The sequence below is a fragment of the Clostridium lundense DSM 17049 genome (assembly GCF_000619945.1).
GTDB classification, from domain to species: Bacteria; Bacillota; Clostridia; order Clostridiales; family Clostridiaceae; genus Clostridium_AO; species Clostridium_AO lundense.
This window is the reverse complement of record NZ_JHVC01000001.1, coordinates 404,313-423,949: the sequence shown is the minus strand read 5'-3', so window position 1 is coordinate 423,949 and position 19,637 is coordinate 404,313. Positions and strand designations below refer to the sequence as shown.

Genomic DNA, 19,637 nt, shown 5'->3' with positions numbered 1-19,637 from the left:
TTAATTCTCCCATCTTGCTTCTATTTGATCACCTGGTTTTAATAAACTATTATAATTTGCACTTTCTCCATTTAATCTTAATACCAATGTTCCCTGAACTCTAGTTAAATCCATATCTATATAATTAAAAACATCTACAAAAACATACTGCTTCTTTCCCTTTAAATTAAACTTTTCTCCATTTATAGTAACTTCAAATTCTTCATCACTATTAGTATTAGTTTTATCTTCATCTATTGTTACTACTTTCTCTATTTTTTCAATTTGATCTAGATTTTGTATATTTTTATCAATAGCTACTTCCTCTACAATAATTTTTTCATCTACTTTTTCATCTACTATTTCATCTACTATTTCACTGTTATTTATTTTATATATTCTATCTCCTTCTTTTATAATATAATCATCATTTAATTCTATTCCATTTAAATAGTATTTGTATTGTACTGAATTTTGTTCAAAATATTTTATAAAATCTCCTAAAGTTTCTGCATTTATTATTTGTACACTATCATCATCTTTAATATCTTCTTCTATACTAACCCTTTTGCCATTAATTATTCCTACGGGCTGAATACTATGTATTATATCATTTAAATAGAAACTTATGGAATATAATTTTTGAATATAATCCATAATTCTAACATGAGGATCCTTTCCATCTCTAGCAAAAGTAATTTGTATATTTTGTCCTTCTCTAATTTCTGTGTCAATATTTTCTAATTTGCCATCTATTATTATCTCTGCATTAGTGGCTAAAGAACCAAATGCAACTCTTTTAATATCATTTAGAGTGAATTTTATATTTTTACCATTCTTACCTATAAGCATTTTAGGGTTAATACCCGCCTGAAGCATGACATCCATAACCGTATGTTTATGTGAATTAAATAAACTTATTATATTTCCATTTAACATAACATCAATAAAGTCATGTCCTAATTTTTTTATAGATATTAATGCAATACCCAATACTGTAACACCGATACTTCCCAAATCATTATTTTTACAAATGCAATTTGTTACAGAATCTCTTCCCTTTATAGCAACCCTCTGAATAGGAATATTTAATTTATTGGCTAAAGCCTCTTTTAATCCCAAGGTATGGGCTCCTCCACCTACTAAAAAAACAGCATTAGGTGATTTTCCTCCATTTAATTCAATAATTTTTTCTCCTATTTCCTGGGATATTTTTTGCACTACTGGTTTTACTATGTTTTTTATTTCCTGGGAACTTATCTCATTTTCCAATCCTAAAATATCTATATATTTTATTGTCTCATTATCTTTACACTGTCTTTTTATACCTTCAGCAGTATTAAAATCTACTAAACAATTCTGTGCTATAATTTCTGTAACCTCATCACCAGCTAAAGAAACCATTCCATAGGCACTTATAGTGTCATCTTTACTTATAGCAATATCTGATGTACCTGCTCCTATATCTACCAAAGCAAGATTTAATAATCTCAAGTTTTGAGGTATAGCTGCTTCCATAGCCGCTATTGGTTCCAAAGTCATATTTACTACCTTTAGTCCCACTTTGTCCATAACTGAGTATATACTATCTACTACAGATCTAGGAAGAAACGTAGCTATTACATCTGCTGCTATTTCCTCTCCCTTATGAGATATTAAATTACTAATTACATAGCTATTTAAATAGTAGTTTATAACACTATATCCCACACAATATAATTTACCATCTGTGTTTTTGTTTATTTCTTCTTCTGCTTTTTTTATACCAGTAAGCTCTAAACTTCTAACTAAATCTTTATCTATTTCTCTATCATATTCTAAATTAATTTCAGTATTTACTACAATAGTTTTTAAAAATCTTCCAGCAGCAGCAATGGATACATTGGATAATTGAATATTTAATTCTTCTTCCAATTTACATTTCACCTTGTTTACAGTCTTTGCTACTAATGAAATATCATGAATTTGCCCATCAATCATAGCCCTTTCTTCATGTTCTATGTATACCTCTCCTATTACATAAAACTTTTTATCCTTTACAGTTCCAACAGTTCCTATAACAGATCTAGTGCCTATATCTAAGGCAAATATTATATCCTGCATATTTATATTTGTATCTATCATAACAATTTACCTCTTTTTTTTACAATTTAAAAGCTCATATTCTTAGAATATGAGCTTAATAAAATTATATAACATTATTTTCAAACATTCAACAAACTACTCCATTAACTTTATCCTACCACAGTTTTCATTTATGTATGGTAAATTCTTCACCACCGCATAAACATACTTAAATTTTGATTCTTCTTTCTTATATAGGCTTTCCATTGTTACTTCATTAAAATATAATATGTTACACCAAAAGTCAATAAAATCCTGCTTATCTACAAAATGATTGATTGCATTATCATGTACGATAAATCCAGTGCTGTATTTTTCAACTATTTGAAGATCTTCAACTTTATCTTTTGAAATAATATCTGTTACATCATCCCACATCTGTTTGAAAGCTATCATAAACTTCCCCTCCTAACATATTTGAAAGCCAGAAAACAAACTCACTATTTAGTATATCATATATTTCTTTTATGTCAATTATATAACATAGTATATACTTATTATTATATTACATTTCTCATATAAATACGTATTTTTTCTGCATTTTTTATTATTTATAATTATCTTTCTTCATATTTCTACATATTTATTCTTTCTTTATTAGATTGTTCAGCTTTATAATATTTGTATAAAACTTTCTAATCATTTTATTAGAAAATACTAAACTTATTTTATCCTGTTCAACCTTATCTACTACAGCTTTGCCAAGATACAAATGTTCCACCCTATCACCTTTTTTATATTCATAGACATTATTATGTGATAAATTACACTCATTTATAAATCTAGAAGGTAGTATATATCTCTCTTTACTTTTTTCAGGTACAAAAACAATTACATTTTCTATAGCTCTAGTAATAGCTACATAAAACAATCTTCTTTCTTCTTCCATATCTGAATTCATATCCTTAGTATATGGTATATTTCCATCATTACAATTTATTATAAAAACATTTTTAAATTCCATTCCCTTTACTCCATGAATTGTACTAATGGTTACCCCTTCTTCTCTAGAACTATTTTTATTATGTACCTTTTTTATATAATTTATAAAATCTTTAATAGAAGAAAAGTCTTTAATACATTCTTCTATGCTATTAATTAAATATAAAAATTCTTCCTTGTCTACTTTATATTTATTACTATAGTATTCAATATAATCAATATATCCTATATTATTTAATATATAGGATATACTTTTCTTAAAAGGAATAAGAGCTAATTTATCTATTTGCCTCTCTAAGAACCTTATTGTCTTTAGATTCATTATAGAAATATCCTCATTGCATACTATATCAAAACAATTATCTCTAACATTGTTATCTAACAATTTATTTATAATTATTTTACTTATATATCTAAAAGGTCTATTTATAATTCTTATAAAACTTTTTTTGTCCTCCTTGTTTAAAGCTAACTTTAAATAAGCAATAATATCTTTATATATAAAATGATCATATATATTAAATTGTCCTTGTAGTAATTTAAAAGGTATATCATTTTTTAAAAAATTATCCATTACAGATATAGATTCAATATTTCTTCTGTATAAAATAGCAAAATCATTATATGAATAACTTTTTTTATTCATTAAATATCTTATACTATCACATATTTTATTACACTGATCTTTTTCATCCCTTACAAATACTAAATTAGTTTCTCCTAAAAAATCATTATACGAAATAATTTTTTTGTTGTTTCTCAAATTATTATTTTTTATAAGTCCTTTGGATAGTTCTACTATACTTTTTCCACTTCTATAGTTTTTATATAAAAATATCTTTTCTCCATGAATAAAATATTGATTAAAATTCACCATACATTCAGGTTTAGATCCCCTAAATCCATATATACACTGATCTTCATCTCCTACTGCAAACAAGGAATTATTTTTATTTAATAGCCTCAATATATTTATTTGTATATTATCACAATCTTGAAATTCATCCACTAAAATATATGAAAATTTTTTTCTATACTCATAAAGAATATTATTATTTTTTTCTAAAATATTTCTGCATCCTATTTGTAAATCATCAAAATCTAATAAACCATTATTATTTTTATAATTTTCATATTCCAAATAACAATTATAAAAAATCTCCTTTGACACTATACAATTAATTTCTTCTATCTTCGAATTATTATTTTTATATAAAGAAATGCAATTCAACACTCCTTTAATTTTTTCTTCATTAAGGTTATTTATATAATCCTTTAAAATCTCTTCTAATAAATCATACTTTTCCTTTTCATTTATTAGTTTTATTTTTTTAAATTGGGTATATAATATTCTATAACAAAAACTATGAAAAGTTCCAAAAAAAGGTGTGTGTTTACTTTTACATATATTCTCATATCTTTTCTTCATATTATCTGTTGCAGCTTTTGTAAAGGTTATTACAGCAATATTTTTAGGTGATACTTTTTTTTCCTTCACTAAATATATTAATCTATTGATTATTACACATGTCTTTCCACTACCAGGTGGTGCTACTACTAAAACATTATCTCTATCTATAGTAACAGCTTTTTTCTGATAGCAATCTAATTTTTCAAAATGCAATAATAATTCACCCCTTTTAATTATGCTTTTTTCTATATAAACTTGTAATAATTTCAACTTAGGTTTAAAATATTAATAACTATATTAAATTATTAACCAATTTTAAAAATCAAATCATAATTAAGGAGTAGTTAATATGGAGTATATAAAGAACTTTAATGTAAGAAATGAACGAAATCTGACCATGTTAGTTGATTTTTATGAACTTACTATGGGAAATGGTTATTTAGAAAATAATCTTGGAGATAAAATTGCTTATTTTGATATGTTCTTTAGAAAAGTACCTGATGGAGGCGGCTATTGTATAATGGCAGGCATTCAACAATTAATTGAATATCTTAATAACTTACGCTTTACTGAAGATGATATTCAATATTTAAAAGAAAAAAATATTTTTTCTAATAAATTCATAGACTATTTAAAAAATTTTAAATTCAGCTGCGATGTATGGGCTATACCTGAAGGCAACCCTGTATTCCCTAATGAGCCTTTAGTCACTGTTAGAGGTCCAATCATTCAAGCTCAATTTCTTGAAACTATGATATTGCTTTCAATTAACCATCAAACTCTTATAGCAACTAAAGCCAACAGAATATGTAGAGCGGCTGATGGTAGACCTGTTATGGAATTTGGTTCAAGACGTGCTCAAGGTTATGATGGAGCAATATATGGTGCTCGAGCAGCCATAATAGGTGGTTGTAACTCAACAGCTTGTACCATAGCAGAGCAAATGTTTGGTGTGCCTTCTGCTGGTACTATGGCACATAGCTGGGTACAACTATTTCCAACAGAATATGAAGCTTTTAAGTCTTGGGCAGAGGTATATCCAGATAATTGTGTTCTTTTAATCGACACCTATAATGTATTAAAATCAGGTATTCCTAATGCGATAAAAGTATTTGACGAAATTCTAAAACCTGCTGGACATAGACCCCAAGGTGTAAGAATAGATAGTGGTGATATTACATATCTGTCTAAAAAATGTAGGGAAATGTTAGATGAAGCAGGATATAATGATGTTAAAATAATAGTATCCAATTCCCTAGATGAATACATTATAAGATCCGTACTACGTCAAGGAGCTCCAATAGATGGCTTTGGTGTTGGCGAAAGATTGATTACTGCTAGATCAGAACCTGTTTTTGGTGGAGTTTACAAACTAGTAGCTATAGAAAATGATGATGAAATAATTCCAAAAATAAAAATAAGCGAAAATGAAGAAAAAATAACTAATCCTGGATTCAAAAAAGTTTATAGAATATTTGATAAAGAAACGGATAATGCCCTAGCAGACTTAATTACTTTAGATGAAGAAAAACTAGATACAGAAAAGCCTTTAGTTCTATTTGATCCAGTTTTTACATGGAAAAAGAAAAAAATTAAAAATTACTATGTAAAAAATTTAATGGTTCAAATATTTGATAAAGGTAATTTAGTATATGAATGTCCTGAAGTATATGAAATAACTAAACTTGCAGAAAAGGAAACTGAAAAACTTTGGCATGAAGTATTAAGATTCGAAAATCCTCATAACTATTATGTAGACCTATCTTCAAAGCTTTGGGCATTAAAACAAAACTTAATAAATAAATATTCAAATATTTATGATGAAAGTGAAGAATAAAAAGGAAGGGTTAACCCTTCCTTTTTTATCTGATGACTACTCGCTTTTTACTTCCATCTTCTTCAAAATGGAAGTATTATATCGGCTGTCCCTGAATAACGCTTTCTAAACTTCAGAGGGAGTAAAAACTCCCTCTGAAGTTTAGAAAGCTGTTTATAAATATTCTTCTATCTTTATATAGCATTTTTTTATAAAATCTAATTCTTTATTACATATTTCATAATCATCAAAACTTTCTATTTTTTCAATTTTATAAGTTTGTAATGACTTAAACGGACAAACCCCATCATTCTCCTTATAATTGTACAGTGCACAATCATTGAAGCATTCAATTCTATCATCGTGCGAAGATAAAAAAGGACATTCTGTCATATTCCCCACCCTTTCCCAAGTTTTGTTAATTAATATTATACATTATTGTCCCTAAAAAATGAATAGATTTCAGCGTAATTAACTAAATTTTCATAATTTTTATACTAACACTATTAATATAATCGTAAAAAGGTAAATATAATTAACAATTAAGGAAATAATACTATTAAAATATTTTTATGAGGTGATAGTATGTACATAACCAAAATATCCCTTTCATATTTTTTTCTCGGTATCGGTATACTTTCAGCTGTATTTTATGTATATTTTAAATTCATAACTATAAAAACTTCTTCTGAAGGTAAAGACAAAGATAAAATTGTAGGTGATATGAAGGATTTTGAATCTTGGAAAGACAGAAATAATAAAATGAGTTATTTATCATTGTTTTGGGCAGTTGTATCTATATTAACTTTTATATTTTTAAAATTTTATTATAGCGCTGGCCTATTATCTATATTTTTCCCATTCATATATTTAGCTGCAATTATAGTTTCCATAGTACTATTTTTACCAAAGAAGAAAATTGCAAGATAAAAATAAATGGGCGAGCTTTTATACCCGCCCATTTATTTTTATTTGAATTTTTTCTAGGATTATTCATTGTGTTTACAAAGTGCTATTAAAACTGTTCATTAAACTATAACATCTAATGTTCACCATTTTTTTGTGCTACATTTTTTAAAATTTCCACAAAAGATTTTATTATTAATGCAGTAAATCCCCATATTACATACCCATTGTATTGATAAAAATATTGATTCATCTTTCCTGCTCTAAATTTATAATTTTTTCCTCCTATTATCAAATGATAGGGAAAATCTTCAGGAAAATCCTGTACAATCTTCACTTCATAGTTTGTAGGTTCATTTTCCATAAAGTATTCTAAAGGCACTTTAAATACATGGTTTACTTCTTCTTTATTAGGATAAATCTCCTTTCTTTTTAACTTACAAACAAACGGATATATTATCATATTATAAGGACTAACAAAGTAATCCATTTCTCCTATCATCTCTATATCATCTTTTTCAATATTTAATTCTTCCATAGCTTCTCTTATAGCTGCATCCTTGGGCTCTTCTCCTAATTCTATTTTACCACCTGGTAGAGAAATATCTCCAGGCTGATGGCTTAAATTTAATGCTCTTACTTCAAATAAAATATACAATTTACCTTTTTCTTCAATAATAAATATAACCACTGAACTTTTTTCATAATCACCTAATATTTTAACCTTTCTCTCTGAAAATAACTTTTTTATTTCATTTAACATTTTATGCTCACCACCACTATTATCTAACTTTTAATATTAATTATATAATAGTATTATATTAAACACTATTATTTATTAGTATATGAGATACTTTTTTAAATTTGTCAAATTAAAAACTCCATGTTATACTTTAATAGGTATTGACCCTTTTATGTATTATATAAAAATTTATTTTAGAAATTGGAGAGATGAAAGTTGAAAAAGAAGGGATTTTCATTATTTTTAGCAATTTTTATGGTACTATCTCTAGGTACAAGTGTTTTTGCAGAAGAAAATAAGCCTAATATTTATGGTAAAGCTGCAGTTACTATGGATATGGATACTGGAGAAATAATATATTCCAAATCTATAGACAATAAAATGTATCCTGCAAGTACAACCAAGCTTATTACTGCTCTACTTTTGGCAGAAAATAAAAATAAAGGTGATCTACTAAAATATACTAAAGATGCAAAAGCTCAACCCGAATACTCAATAAATTTAAATTTACATCCTATAGCTATTGGTGAAACTATGACTGCTGAAGATGTTATGGATGGACTTTTGCTATTCTCTGGAAACGATATAGCTTATATGATTGCAGATAATGTAGCTGGCAATTCTGCAAATTTTGAGGTTCTTATGAACAAAAAAATACAAAGCTTAGGTTTAAAAAACACTCATTTTGTTACACCAAATGGATTACATGATCCAAATCATTATACTACAGCTTACGATTTAACTGTTATAGGAAGAGCAGCCTTAAAAAATTCTTGGGTAAATGAATCTATGAATAAAAAAACTAGTACTATTAAAACTTCAACTGGTACAACTGTTATAGTAGAAAATAGAAACAAATTATTAGGACAAGATGATTGTGTAGGCGGTAAAACTGGCTATACATCTAATGCAGGAAGATGCCTTGTTGCTATGTTTGATAGGGATGGTAGAAAAATCATAGGTGTAGTAATGAACTCAGTTTACGATCAAAAAGATTCTTTTGTATTTAATGATATGAAAAAAATCATAGATTGGAGTTATGCTGCTAAGAAAACTGTTTTATATCCAAAAAACTCTATAGTAAAAACTGAAAAATTAACTTATAAACCATTAGTTTTCTTTGGACCTACAAAAACTATGGAAGTACCAATAATGGTTAAAGAAGATATATCCTATTATAATAATGATATTAACAAGCGAGAAATGAAACAAGAATTTAATGTTCAAACATCAAACATATGGAATATAAATGAAAATAAAAGTATTGGTACACTAACTATAAAAGAAAGAGAAGCTGCTCAGAAATTTAATCTCTATACTAATATTTCTAAGGCTTCTATACTTAAAGCAAATATACTACTTTATATTGGAACATTTATAGCTATACTTGCGGCTATATCATTTGTATTCATTATTATAAAAACTATTAAAAAGAGTAAAAACAGAAAAAAAAGAAATAAATATATTTAAAAAATAAGGGAGTATTAAACTCCCTTATTTTTTTAATATTTCTTCTTTAAATTGTCCATTTTCATAGAAAAGTTCCCCGTCTGCGTAAACCTTTCCGCCACTTCTCATATCACACAACATATCCCAATGAATTGTGGAACTATTTTTCCCACCAGCTTCTGGCATAGAGTCTCCAATAGCCATATGAATTGTTCCTCCAATTTTTTCGTCAAATAACATATTTCTTGTAAACTCTTTAATGCCATAATTTGTTCCTATAGCAACTTCTCCAAAAAATGAGGCTCCTTCATCAGTAGATAATAAAGTTTTTAAAAGTTCTTCTCCTTTTTTAGCATATGCCTCCACTACTTTACCATCTTTAACTTTAAGTTTAATGCCTTCTATTTCCTTTCCCGCATATATTCCCGGAAAACTAAAAGTAATAACTCCATTTATTCCATCTTCTACTGGTGAAGTAAATATTTCTCCATCAGGAAAGTTAACTCTTCCATCACAATTCATCCACTTTCTACCCTCAACACTAACCTTTATATCTGTTCCTTCAGATATAATATGCAGTTCCTTCTTAGTATCTAAATATTTAATCCATCTTTCTTGTTCTGCACTAATTCTTTTCCACTCTTTCACTGGATCCTCATAATCTAATAAGCCTGCTCCATATACAAAATCTTCATACTCTGATAAACTCATTGAAGCTTCTTGAGCATCAGCATATGTAGGAAATTGGGTACCACACCATCTCAAAGTCCCATTTCCCATTTTTTCAGAATATATTTTTCTCCAAGTTGAAGAACCTTTTACTGAAGCCTTTATTTTATCTCCATCTATATTAGAATTCACCCTTGTATTTAAAGTTCCCCAAGCTGTTAACCATACATCAGCTTTTTCTATAGCATTTTTTTGTATAAGTTTTTCTTCTTCTAATTGCTCCTTAGAAGCATATTTTAATTTTGCATAATTTACCTCACTAGAATCTATTAAGGTCTCCACATGTGCTCCAGCTTTTATTGCTTCTTTTACTACTTCTATCATCCATGGTATTGCCACTTCTTCACTTTGAACTAATACAAAATCTCCTGGTTTTACCTCTGCTGAATAATTAACTAGAAGCTTCGCTAATTTGTTTAATCTTTTATCTGACATACCCTTCCCTCCACTAAATAAATTTTATTTCATAACTAGTATTGTTTCTAAAAAACTTCATTCAAGATTAAGAATCACCTGATGAATTAAGATACTCTCCTAAAGTTTTTAAACTCAATTTTTCTCCAAAACTCACAATTGATACTCCTAATATTATCACTAGACATCCAATTACCTGCTCTATTGTTACATTTTCATTCAAAAAAATTTTTGCTCCTATTAAACTTACAGCTGGTTGTAAATTTATATGAGTAGTTAATGTAGTAGCACCTAAGTTTTCTAGACAATATACATAGATAGCATATCCTACGCAAGAACATATTATAGATAAATATAGTAGATTCATAATTACTTTAAATGATGGAATGTGCGTAGGTAAAAATAGTATAGAAGGCGATAAAAACATGCAACCCCATATAGATTGATATGTTGTTATAGTTATACTTTTATAACTTCCTTTAAAACTACTAGTAAGAATTGTATATAACACCCAGCATAACGCAGCTCCTAAAGCCATCAAATCACCTTTAGTACCACTAGAAAAAAGACTTATTTTTCCTTTTGATAATACTATAATAAATATTCCTATAACACTAAATATTGTTCCAAATATCTTTGGAACAGTTAATTTTTCCTTAAACAATAACCTTTGGGTTATAAGAGTGAATATAGGTATAGATGATATTAAAACTGCCACATTTGAAGCAGTAGTATAATACACTGAGTAATTCTCAAAGAAAAAGTACATAGCTACTCCAATCAGGCCACTTAATACCATTTTTACCCTATCCTGTTTTAAAACCTTTTCTTCTGGAAATTTAACTTTTAATATTATAAAAAGTATTATAGATGCAATAAAAAATCTGTAAAAAGCTGCTTGTATGGGATTAATTTCACCTACTACTATTTTAATGCTTATAAAAGATATTCCCCAAATAATCATTAATGCTATTGCTAAAAACCTAGCTAGTTTTTTATCTGACAATACAACACCCCCCTACTGTTTTTAGGATAACAATGAACATTTTATGTTTTCTTACTACACCTGCATATATAATTTTACCATAAAACTTATTTTATGTAACTTGTTAATAAAATAAAAGCACCTAAATATAGGTGCAAAATTATCTATTCCCCATAAACTTTTTTAAATATACAAACTACATCTTCAAATTTTGCTGACCTAGGATTTGTTATAGTGCATTTATCTTCCATAGCTATTTTACTTATAGAAGGAATTGCTTTATAATATATCTCCTTATCAATACCTGCTTTTTTTAGGGAAGTAGGTATATTAAGATTAACCATTAATCCCCTTATATATTCAACTAAATTTACTACTCCTCTTTCCACTGTAGAAGATGTTAACTGTAAGAAATTAGCTATTTCTCTATACTTCTTAGAAGCATAATTATAATTAGAATTTTCTAAATCTGAATTATATTCTATTATATATGGTAATAAATATGCATTAGCTCTTCCATGGGATATATGAAATTCCCCGCCTAATGCATGAGCCATACCATGATTTAGTCCTAATGAAGCAGAATTAAACGCTATTCCTGCAATACAGGAAGCATTATGCATTTTTTCTCTAGCCTCCATATCAGATCCATCATTATAAGCTCTAAGTAAATATTTAAATACCAATTTAATGGCCTTCTCTGCTAATGCATCAGAATAATCTGTAGCATTAGTAGCAACATAAGCTTCAATTGCATGAGTAAGTACATCCATCCCCGTGTCAGCTGTTATCGCTTTAGGTACAGTTTTTATAAGCTCAGGATCCAATATAGCTACATCAGGTATTAAATCCTCTCCATAGATTGGATATTTAATTTTTTTCTTTTTATCTGTTATTACCGAATAACCCGTTACTTCAGAACCCGTACCACTAGTAGTTGGTATAGCTATAAATAAAGGCTTTTCTGTATGTTTTTCATATACTCTCCTTAATGCAGTACCAAATGCAGAAATACTTTTGGCTGCATCAATAGAAGATCCTCCACCTAATGCAATAATTATATCTGGTTTAAATTTCAATATTTCCTTTATCCCCATATTTATAATCTCTATGGCAGGATCTGACTGAATATCTGAAAAAACACAAAAATCTATATTTGTGTTCTTAAGTAGATTGGTTATACTATTAATAGTCCCTGATTTAACCATAAAAGGATCTATAACAATAAAAGCTTTCTTTCCTTTTAAATTATTTATATATTGCAGTGCATCTCTTCCAAAATAAATTTTCGATTTAACATTAAATTCATTCATGACTATCCTTCCCTTTATCAAATAATCCTGAAAGAGTCCACCATAACACAGCGCCTTTTTCTAGTAAAGGTAGCTGCATTGGTAAGCCCCTCTCCAGTTGGACCTGCTATAGTAAAAGTTGTATGTCCTTCTCCTCCAAATCCTATTCCTGCATAGGAAGGAGCATTCTTTACAAATATAGTTGTATTTATTGCTCTAGCCATTTTAGTAAGATTGTCTACATTTTTTGAATGAATCATAGCAGTATGTCTATTCCCATGTTCGTCTTCCACTGCCAGTTTTAATGCATCATTAAAACTTTTTACTTTTACAATAGGAAGTATAGGCATCATCAGTTCTTCTTGAACAAATGGATGAGAATTATCCACTCTACAAATTAAACACTCTATTTCTTTTGAAACATTGATACCAATGCTTTGAAGGATGATAAAAGCATCCTTCCCAACATAGCTTTTATTTATAGTATATTTTTTCTTACCATTTTCTATTTTTTCTACAAGAACAATTCTAGCTAATTTTTCTATTTCCTCTTCATTTAACTCATATACATTACCATCTTTTTTCATTTCACTTATTAAATTTTCATACACATCTTCTACAACAATTACTTCCTTCTCTGCTATACATGGCAAATTATTATCAAAAGTACATCCTTTTATAATATCTCTAGCTGCTTTTTTAATATCCGCAGTTTCATCAACTACTACTGGTGGATTTCCGGCCCCTGCTCCTATAGCTTTTTTCCCAGAAGAAAGAACTATTTTTACTATACCGGGACCTCCAGTAGCTACTAACATTCTTACTTTAGGATGATTTATCATATCATTAGTTGATTGTATAGATGGCTCTTTAATACTTGTTATTAAATTTTCTGGTCCTCCAGCTTCTCTTATAGCTTTATTTAATATTCTAATAGTTGTTAGACTGCATTGCACAGCTGATGGATGCGGTGAAAACACCACTGAGTTTCCAGAAGCAATCATACCAATTGAATTACATGCTATAGTAGCAGCTGGATTTGTGCATGGTGCTATGGCTCCAATTACCCCATAAGGAGCCATTTCAACTAATGTAAGTCCTTTGTCTCCTGTGTAAGCATCTGTTTTTAATACTTCTGTGCCTGGAGTTTTTTCTGCCACTAATTTCATTTTTAAATATTTATGATCAACTCTTCCCATTCCTGTTTCTTTAACACATAATGAAGCAATATTCATGGAATTTTCAAGTATTGCTTTTCTCATGGAAACAATTAATTTTTCTCTTTCTTCTATGCTCATCTGAGAAAGCTTAAATTGAGCTTCTTCTGCAGCATTAATTGCTTCATCCATATTATTAAAAATACCCTCACTAATTTCTATATTTAAATTTCTATTATTCATTTCCTTTAGTACTCTATCTATTATTAAGGAAATCTGATTATCCTTTAATTCCATAGCTTTGAACCTCCTTAAAAATTTCAGCTCCATATTCAGCTACAATGGTATCCTGCTTTACTGTTCCTCCACTTACTCCTATAGCACCAATTACTTCCTCTGCTATCTTTAATGGAACTCCTCCTCCAAAGGTAACAATGTTAGCCATATTACCTATACCATATAATTCTCCTTCTGGCTTTGCTAAATGATAAAGTTTATCTGTGTTCATTTTAAGAACAGCCGCTGAATAAGCTTTATTCCTAGCAATTTCAATACTAGCTAAAAGAGCATTGTCCATACGCTGAAGCATTATGGGATTTCCACTATTATCAGTTATGCAAATTACCGTAGACACATTAATTTCTTCACTCTTTTTTATACACCTATGAACTATATACTCTGCTAATTCTCTATTGATTTTTTTATTACAGTTAATAATAAATTTAATTTTTTCTGTTGATTTATCTAATACATAGTTATAGTCAATAAGCCTTGCTAAGATATATATTAAATCAGAAAGTCTATTTAAGTATTTTAATAAGTTTTTATTTAATTTATAACTGTCTTCCAGTGATACTGCATATCTCTCTGCTTTTCTAACAATTGCTCTACTAATATCTAAAGCAGCTGATTCTTTAGTTCCACCAGGTATAACAAAACTTTTTAAGGCAATCTTCTCTTTATCTATTTCATCAATAATTTTTTCTAAATTGCATACAAGCTCCTCTGTTATTCTCTCCTTATAGTCTTTTGTTCCTATGGATGCTAATTCTGCTCCAACTTCAAACAAATCTTTTTGAACATGGATTATTATATCCTTAATCCTTTCATCCACTATAAGAGCTTTAGCAAACCCTAAATATGAATTAGCCTCATCTACAGTTCCATAGGTCCAAACACGGCTATCATTTTTTTTAGTCTTTTCTCCTCCTAATAAAGAAGTTGTTCCCCCATCCCCTTGCTTTGTATATATTTTCATTTTATCATCCCCATTTTAGGAATATTATTAAATGTTAAAACCTATCAATCTATATATTTTATAATTATATTATTGTTGTATATAAAATCTTTAGCTAATGGAGTTATTATTACATTTCTCTTAATATATATTTCATTTTGTCTATTTAAACATGACATAATATCATCTACAGTTAATATATTGGAATTAAACTTCAAGCTTTTATCTTTTACTTCAATGTTTTGCACTTCAACTGACTTACTTTCCCCATCTTTCTTTTTTTCTAAAATCATATTCATATGAAGTAATTCTTCATATACTCTATTTTTAAGTTCCACTGATTGTATAAATTTTACCCCCATACTTTCTAGTACATTTTCATAATTTAAAATAAATTTATTATAACAATTGTTTTGGCTGTAACCTAGAGAAATATTTACTGGATTATCAGGATGAAAACTATCACTAAGTGCTATAATATTTTTATTCATCATAATAGATTCACTTATTCCTACTGTAAGTAAGTTATCTGAAATACCTAAAGCCACCTTTGCCAATGTATTTCTTGTTAACACTGGTATTAATATTAGTTCTGATTCATTAATTGCTGATGTCATACTGTTTTTATCTTTTATAATTTTTCCTTCTAATTTATTGATGAATTCCTCTGGTATTACTCCATTAGCTGCCTCTGACATTACTATTTCATAATTGATGAATTTAAAGGATGCTAGTGTATTAAATATATGTTTTATATTCACCCCTCCACCACTTATAAAAAGCAATATCTTTTTATTCATAGTAGAAAGTACTTGGACTATTATATTTTTTATTAATTCATCACTATTCAATAAATCACCCCTTTACAATTCTGCACTCATGTCAATGTGCATAGGAGTTACTAAAGTAAAGTCTTCCATGTGTTTTATTGTCATATTCCATTTTTCCCAACATATTATCACTCATCTAATCTTGTAATTCTTACCATATCTCCATTTTTTATTTCACAGGCATTTGCTTCATCTGTATCTATATGAAACTCTAATGCAGAATCTTCACTTACTCTTACTAAAACATTTTTAAATATTACCCCTTTTCCATTTAAAGTTTCTATCTGAACATACGCCCCAGATGTTACCCCAAATTGTTCAGCATCACAGGGCAGCATGTGAACATGTCTTTTAGCACAAATAACCTTATCCTTAAATACCTTCATTCCTTTAGGCCCTATAACACATAAAGTCTCCGAATCATCTGTATCCTTTGAATTTCTAACAGGAGGGTTAACCCCTAGAGCATAAGCATCACTTCTAGATATTTCAATTTGACTATAACTTCTTACTGGTCCAAGTATTCTTACTTTTTTCAAACATCCTTTGGATCCTGCAATCGTAACAGTTTCCTCTGCAGCAAATTGACCTGGTTGTTTTACTAAGTGTTTTATAGTAAGTTTATATCCTTTACCAAAGAGGATCTCTAGATCTTCTTTAGTAAGGTGAATATGCCTATTAGATATTCCTACTGGGATAACAAAACTTCTATCCTTAACTTTATGTTTATATACTATATCCCTTACCATATCATCCAAAATATTTTTTTCTATATCTATCATAGTAGTCACCCTTACTCTTCATTGTAGTGTATACATAAATTTCTTGATTGACCTTTTTTCCTAGTACAAAGAGGATCATGACATATATTGCATATTTGGCCTTCTTCTTTTTCATCTTCATTTAATAAATTACAACCTTCTCCTAAATCAGAAGATTGTATTTCCTTACTTACACCAACAATATCTTCTTTGATATTATCCGTGATATCTTCTTTGACATCTTTTTTAAAATCTTCTACTTCTTCTAAAGACTCAACTGTACTATTTGTAACTTCTTTGTTATTTTCACAACACATCATAGAATAAACATTTTCTGATGGTCTTGGTATTAATAGGGTAGTACATACTTTATTGATTCTAGATGCACTATATTTTGCAGTATCTAGTGCAGATTTTACCGCTGATACATCTCCTTGTATCTTTATTGTAACCATGCCATTACCCTTTGTTAACTCATAACCAATTAGTTCTACATTAGCAGACTTAAGAGCTGTGTCCGCTGCTTCTATAGCTGCGGCCATACCAATGGTTTCTATAAACCCGAGGGATTTTATACTCATCTAATTCCCCTCCCTATGATAACTTTCCTTTCAGTACTTCTATTACACTAAGCTTTATACTTTCTACTAACTTTTTATCTAAATCAATAACTAAATCCTTAAAAGGCATAATTTTATATAATCTAGCTGCATTACATCCTATTCTTCTGCTCTTTTCTCTTTCATAAAAAGACAATTCCCCATAAAAAATAGGTTCACTTTCTTTTAACTTGTTATAATGCATAACTATGGTTCTTTCATACATTCCAATTCCTATACCCATTCTAGATTCCTGTGAAGCAGTGTATCCTCCCTTAATTAAGTCCTCTTTTTTAAAATCTTTATAAAATATTTCAAAAGGTAATCCTTCTTCTTCTATACCTGCTAAAATTTCTGTAAGAAGACTCTTGTCACCATTGTTTACATATATATTGATACTAGGTTTTTCACTATTAATAATCATTTCAATTACTCCTTATCTTATTGTAATAAGATATTACAAGGCCTGTTGCTACAGCATTTCTTGGACCTTCAGAGCCTCTAATATTTCCACTACCACAAACTATGCCATAATGAGATAATTCATCAGATATCATTTCAGGTATTTCAAAATCCATAGCTGATCCTCCTACAAGTACTGCAAAATCTATACCCCTTATGTCATTATTAGGAGCTATATCTGTTAGGGCTCTAATTACATTGGACACAAAAACCTTTTTCTTTGCCTCTCTTCTCACTATTCTTATTTTTTCTAAGGAATGTTTTGTTGGAACAGGAATCATTTCATTATCTTTTACTACTATATTTCTTGCAAAAAGAGATGCATCTAGAGGTTTTTGAAAAAAGCATACACTTCCATCTTCATAACGTAAGTTAAAAAGGCTTTCTACTTTTGCTAAAGGATACATTTTTATATCTTCCGCCAAGCTATAATCTTCTAACCCTAATTCAGACTTTATAAGCATGGTTACCATTTCTCCTGCACCAGCATGATGAATAGATTTTATTACGTTCCCCTTGCTTATATATGCTGAATCTGTAGAGCCTCCTCCCATGTCTAAAATTACAAGAGGTTTGTCTGTACCTGGGGTAGTTAGAGCCCCAAGTACAGCCATATTAGCTTCTACACCTGCAATTATTACCTTTACTTTAGTTTCTTCTTGAAGTTTTCTAGCTATATCCTCCATAGGCAATCTATTAGTTTTTACCATAGCTGCTAAAGCTACTGCATTTTCTAAAGCAAATTCCCCAGCTACACCACCTTTAACTTTTTGAGGAAGAAATGTATCTACAGCTAAAATATCTTGAATTTTTATATTACTAGTACATTGATGGGTAAGTTCTCCCATAACTTGTCTTACCCTCTCAATCATACCTCCTACATTCGTTCCTGATTCTCCCGTTACATCTGTTAATGGCCAAACCTCTTTTAAGGCTTCCATTATTTTATTAGAGCCATCTTCTATACCTATATCTTTCTTTCTTGAGCCCAATAAAATTAGCTTTCCTGCAGGTATAATTCGCTCTTTAACTTCTCCTTCAGGGGTTCTAATAACTACTGCCGATCTATTGCCTATTAGTGCCCTTGAAATAGGAATAACATGTTTTGTTTCTTCAGGAGAAAGATTAAACACAGTGGCAAGTCCATAAGGATTTGACAATACCTTAATTGTTTCTCCTGGAAGGGCTACTTCTATTGCCGCTATCATCCCCATTGGCACTTTATCAATATAAGCTACTTCATCTACTATAGGTATTTTTTTTACTAACCTATTACATATTATTACTCCATCATCACCTTGAGCTATAGCCCCATTTATTTTCAAACCTTTTTCCATAGCCCTATTAAGCTCTTTAGCTGCTCTTTCAAAATATATAGATTTAGGTATAACACATATAACTTCTTCAGATGAAGATATGTTAGGTAGCTCATCTAAATATACGGTTTTTCCTATTCCTAACCCTATGCCACCAGGGGTATCAGGATTATGGCCTATCATAGTAGACTCAGTAATTATTGTCTCAGTTATGGTTTCCATGGCTACATCTCCAATTACAGGAGTAGCTTCATTTATACAAATAGTGTCTAATTTAGATATGTTAATCTTCAACTTATCACATGCCTCTTTAAGAGCAAGTATAATACCAGCCACATTATCAATTGTTCCTTTAATTCCTGAAGTTTTCCTTATGCTACTAGATAAAAAATTCAGCCCTTTTTCTATATCAGCAATAGCTACCTCTGTAGTAGAATTTCCTATATCAACCCCTGCTATGAATTTCAACTAAATCACCTCTTAAAG

General features: G+C 29.1%; 18 protein-coding genes. 3 read left to right on the top strand and 15 right to left on the bottom strand.

Annotated elements, in window-relative coordinates:
• The 3 genes from T514_RS0101965 to T514_RS0101955 all read right to left on the bottom strand — a co-directional run bounded on the left by T514_RS0101965 (window position 1) and on the right by T514_RS0101955 (window position 4,669).
• On the bottom strand, window positions 1-2,103 hold the full coding sequence (locus tag T514_RS0101965; RefSeq protein ID WP_027623233.1) for a cell division protein FtsA: 2,103 nt from the start codon (window positions 2,101-2,103) through the stop codon (window positions 1-3).
• 96 nt (window positions 2,104-2,199) lie between these two features.
• Window positions 2,200-2,499: a hypothetical protein gene (locus tag T514_RS0101960; protein ID WP_027623232.1), complete on the bottom strand. Its 300-nt coding sequence runs from the start codon at window positions 2,497-2,499 to the stop codon at window positions 2,200-2,202.
• 187 nt (window positions 2,500-2,686) lie between these two features.
• Window positions 2,687-4,669: an ATP-dependent helicase gene (locus tag T514_RS0101955; RefSeq protein WP_027623231.1), complete on the bottom strand. Its 1,983-nt coding sequence runs from the start codon at window positions 4,667-4,669 to the stop codon at window positions 2,687-2,689.
• 136 nt (window positions 4,670-4,805) lie between these two features.
• On the opposite strand from T514_RS0101955, the gene T514_RS0101950 reads away from it, so the two are divergent.
• Window positions 4,806-6,293 (top strand): nicotinate phosphoribosyltransferase, encoded by a 1,488-nt coding sequence (locus T514_RS0101950; RefSeq protein WP_027623230.1) that lies wholly within the window; start codon window positions 4,806-4,808, stop codon window positions 6,291-6,293.
• A gap of 153 nt (window positions 6,294-6,446) precedes the next feature.
• On the opposite strand, the gene T514_RS0101945 is transcribed toward T514_RS0101950, so the two are convergent.
• Window positions 6,447-6,665 (bottom strand): hypothetical protein, encoded by a 219-nt coding sequence (locus tag T514_RS0101945; protein WP_027623229.1) that lies wholly within the window; start codon window positions 6,663-6,665, stop codon window positions 6,447-6,449.
• A 192-nt stretch (window positions 6,666-6,857) separates the two neighbouring features.
• On the opposite strand from T514_RS0101945, the gene T514_RS0101940 reads away from it, so the two are divergent.
• Window positions 6,858-7,202: a hypothetical protein gene (locus tag T514_RS0101940; protein ID WP_027623228.1), complete on the top strand. Its 345-nt coding sequence runs from the start codon at window positions 6,858-6,860 to the stop codon at window positions 7,200-7,202.
• Window positions 7,203-7,314: 112 nt separating this feature from the next.
• On the opposite strand, the gene T514_RS0101935 is transcribed toward T514_RS0101940, so the two are convergent.
• Window positions 7,315-7,941: an NUDIX hydrolase gene (locus T514_RS0101935; RefSeq protein WP_027623227.1), complete on the bottom strand. Its 627-nt coding sequence runs from the start codon at window positions 7,939-7,941 to the stop codon at window positions 7,315-7,317.
• A 195-nt stretch (window positions 7,942-8,136) separates the two neighbouring features.
• On the opposite strand from T514_RS0101935, the gene T514_RS0101930 reads away from it, so the two are divergent.
• A complete protein-coding gene (locus T514_RS0101930) occupies window positions 8,137-9,390 on the top strand; it encodes a D-alanyl-D-alanine carboxypeptidase family protein (RefSeq protein ID WP_027623226.1) in 1,254 nt (417 codons plus the stop codon).
• 24 nt (window positions 9,391-9,414) lie between these two features.
• Here the strand turns inward: T514_RS0101930 and T514_RS0101925 are convergent, their stop codons facing one another.
• From T514_RS0101925 to T514_RS0101880, 10 genes are all read right to left on the bottom strand, one after another.
• Window positions 9,415-10,533 (bottom strand): aminopeptidase, encoded by a 1,119-nt coding sequence (locus T514_RS0101925; RefSeq protein ID WP_027623225.1) that lies wholly within the window; start codon window positions 10,531-10,533, stop codon window positions 9,415-9,417.
• A gap of 67 nt (window positions 10,534-10,600) precedes the next feature.
• Window positions 10,601-11,518, bottom strand: a complete 918-nt coding sequence (locus T514_RS0101920; protein WP_027623224.1) for a DMT family transporter — start codon at window positions 11,516-11,518, stop codon at window positions 10,601-10,603.
• 143 nt (window positions 11,519-11,661) lie between these two features.
• On the bottom strand, window positions 11,662-12,810 hold the full coding sequence (locus tag T514_RS0101915; RefSeq protein ID WP_027623223.1) for a 1-propanol dehydrogenase PduQ: 1,149 nt from the start codon (window positions 12,808-12,810) through the stop codon (window positions 11,662-11,664).
• 17 nt (window positions 12,811-12,827) lie between these two features.
• A complete protein-coding gene (locus T514_RS0101910; RefSeq protein ID WP_027623222.1) occupies window positions 12,828-14,243 on the bottom strand; it encodes an aldehyde dehydrogenase family protein in 1,416 nt (471 codons plus the stop codon).
• Window positions 14,227-15,204 (bottom strand): cob(I)yrinic acid a,c-diamide adenosyltransferase, encoded by a 978-nt coding sequence (locus T514_RS0101905; RefSeq protein WP_027623221.1) that lies wholly within the window; start codon window positions 15,202-15,204, stop codon window positions 14,227-14,229. The genes T514_RS0101910 and T514_RS0101905 overlap by 17 nt, the downstream gene beginning before the upstream one ends.
• A 44-nt stretch (window positions 15,205-15,248) precedes the next feature.
• Window positions 15,249-16,034: a flavoprotein gene (locus T514_RS0101900; protein WP_027623220.1), complete on the bottom strand. Its 786-nt coding sequence runs from the start codon at window positions 16,032-16,034 to the stop codon at window positions 15,249-15,251.
• Between the two features lie 107 nt (window positions 16,035-16,141).
• Complete coding sequence (locus tag T514_RS0101895) at window positions 16,142-16,795, bottom strand: phosphate propanoyltransferase (RefSeq protein WP_034867844.1); 654 nt, start codon at window positions 16,793-16,795, stop codon at window positions 16,142-16,144.
• Window positions 16,796-16,806: 11 nt separating this feature from the next.
• Window positions 16,807-17,355, bottom strand: coding sequence for a BMC domain-containing protein (locus T514_RS0101890; protein ID WP_027623218.1), 549 nt, complete (start codon window positions 17,353-17,355; stop codon window positions 16,807-16,809).
• A gap of 13 nt (window positions 17,356-17,368) precedes the next feature.
• Window positions 17,369-17,797, bottom strand: a complete 429-nt coding sequence (locus tag T514_RS0101885) for a glycerol dehydratase reactivase beta/small subunit family protein (RefSeq protein ID WP_027623217.1) — start codon at window positions 17,795-17,797, stop codon at window positions 17,369-17,371.
• A 1-nt stretch (window position 17,798) separates the two neighbouring features.
• Window positions 17,799-19,619 (bottom strand): diol dehydratase reactivase subunit alpha, encoded by a 1,821-nt coding sequence (locus tag T514_RS0101880; RefSeq protein ID WP_027623216.1) that lies wholly within the window; start codon window positions 19,617-19,619, stop codon window positions 17,799-17,801.
• Between the last annotated feature and the right edge of the window lie 18 nt (window positions 19,620-19,637).

What these genes read in the sequence shown, in the direction of transcription:
- T514_RS0101965 (WP_027623233.1), bottom strand. Translation starts at nt 2,103, where the DNA reads ATGATAGATACAAATATAAATATGCAGGATATAATATTTGCCTTAGAT.
- T514_RS0101960 (WP_027623232.1), bottom strand. Translation starts at nt 2,499, where the DNA reads ATGATAGCTTTCAAACAGATGTGGGATGATGTAACAGATATTATTTCA.
- T514_RS0101950 (WP_027623230.1), top strand. Translation starts at nt 4,806, where the DNA reads ATGGAGTATATAAAGAACTTTAATGTAAGAAATGAACGAAATCTGACC.
- T514_RS0101945 (WP_027623229.1), bottom strand. Translation starts at nt 6,665, where the DNA reads ATGACAGAATGTCCTTTTTTATCTTCGCACGATGATAGAATTGAATGC.
- T514_RS0101940 (WP_027623228.1), top strand. Translation starts at nt 6,858, where the DNA reads ATGTACATAACCAAAATATCCCTTTCATATTTTTTTCTCGGTATCGGT.
- T514_RS0101935 (WP_027623227.1), bottom strand. Translation starts at nt 7,941, where the DNA reads ATGTTAAATGAAATAAAAAAGTTATTTTCAGAGAGAAAGGTTAAAATA.
- T514_RS0101925 (WP_027623225.1), bottom strand. Translation starts at nt 10,533, where the DNA reads ATGTCAGATAAAAGATTAAACAAATTAGCGAAGCTTCTAGTTAATTAT.
- T514_RS0101915 (WP_027623223.1), bottom strand. Translation starts at nt 12,810, where the DNA reads ATGAATGAATTTAATGTTAAATCGAAAATTTATTTTGGAAGAGATGCA.
- T514_RS0101910 (WP_027623222.1), bottom strand. Translation starts at nt 14,243, where the DNA reads ATGGAATTAAAGGATAATCAGATTTCCTTAATAATAGATAGAGTACTA.
- T514_RS0101905 (WP_027623221.1), bottom strand. Translation starts at nt 15,204, where the DNA reads ATGAAAATATATACAAAGCAAGGGGATGGGGGAACAACTTCTTTATTA.
- T514_RS0101895 (WP_034867844.1), bottom strand. Translation starts at nt 16,795, where the DNA reads ATGATAGATATAGAAAAAAATATTTTGGATGATATGGTAAGGGATATA.
- T514_RS0101890 (WP_027623218.1), bottom strand. Translation starts at nt 17,355, where the DNA reads ATGAGTATAAAATCCCTCGGGTTTATAGAAACCATTGGTATGGCCGCA.
- T514_RS0101885 (WP_027623217.1), bottom strand. Translation starts at nt 17,797, where the DNA reads ATGATTATTAATAGTGAAAAACCTAGTATCAATATATATGTAAACAAT.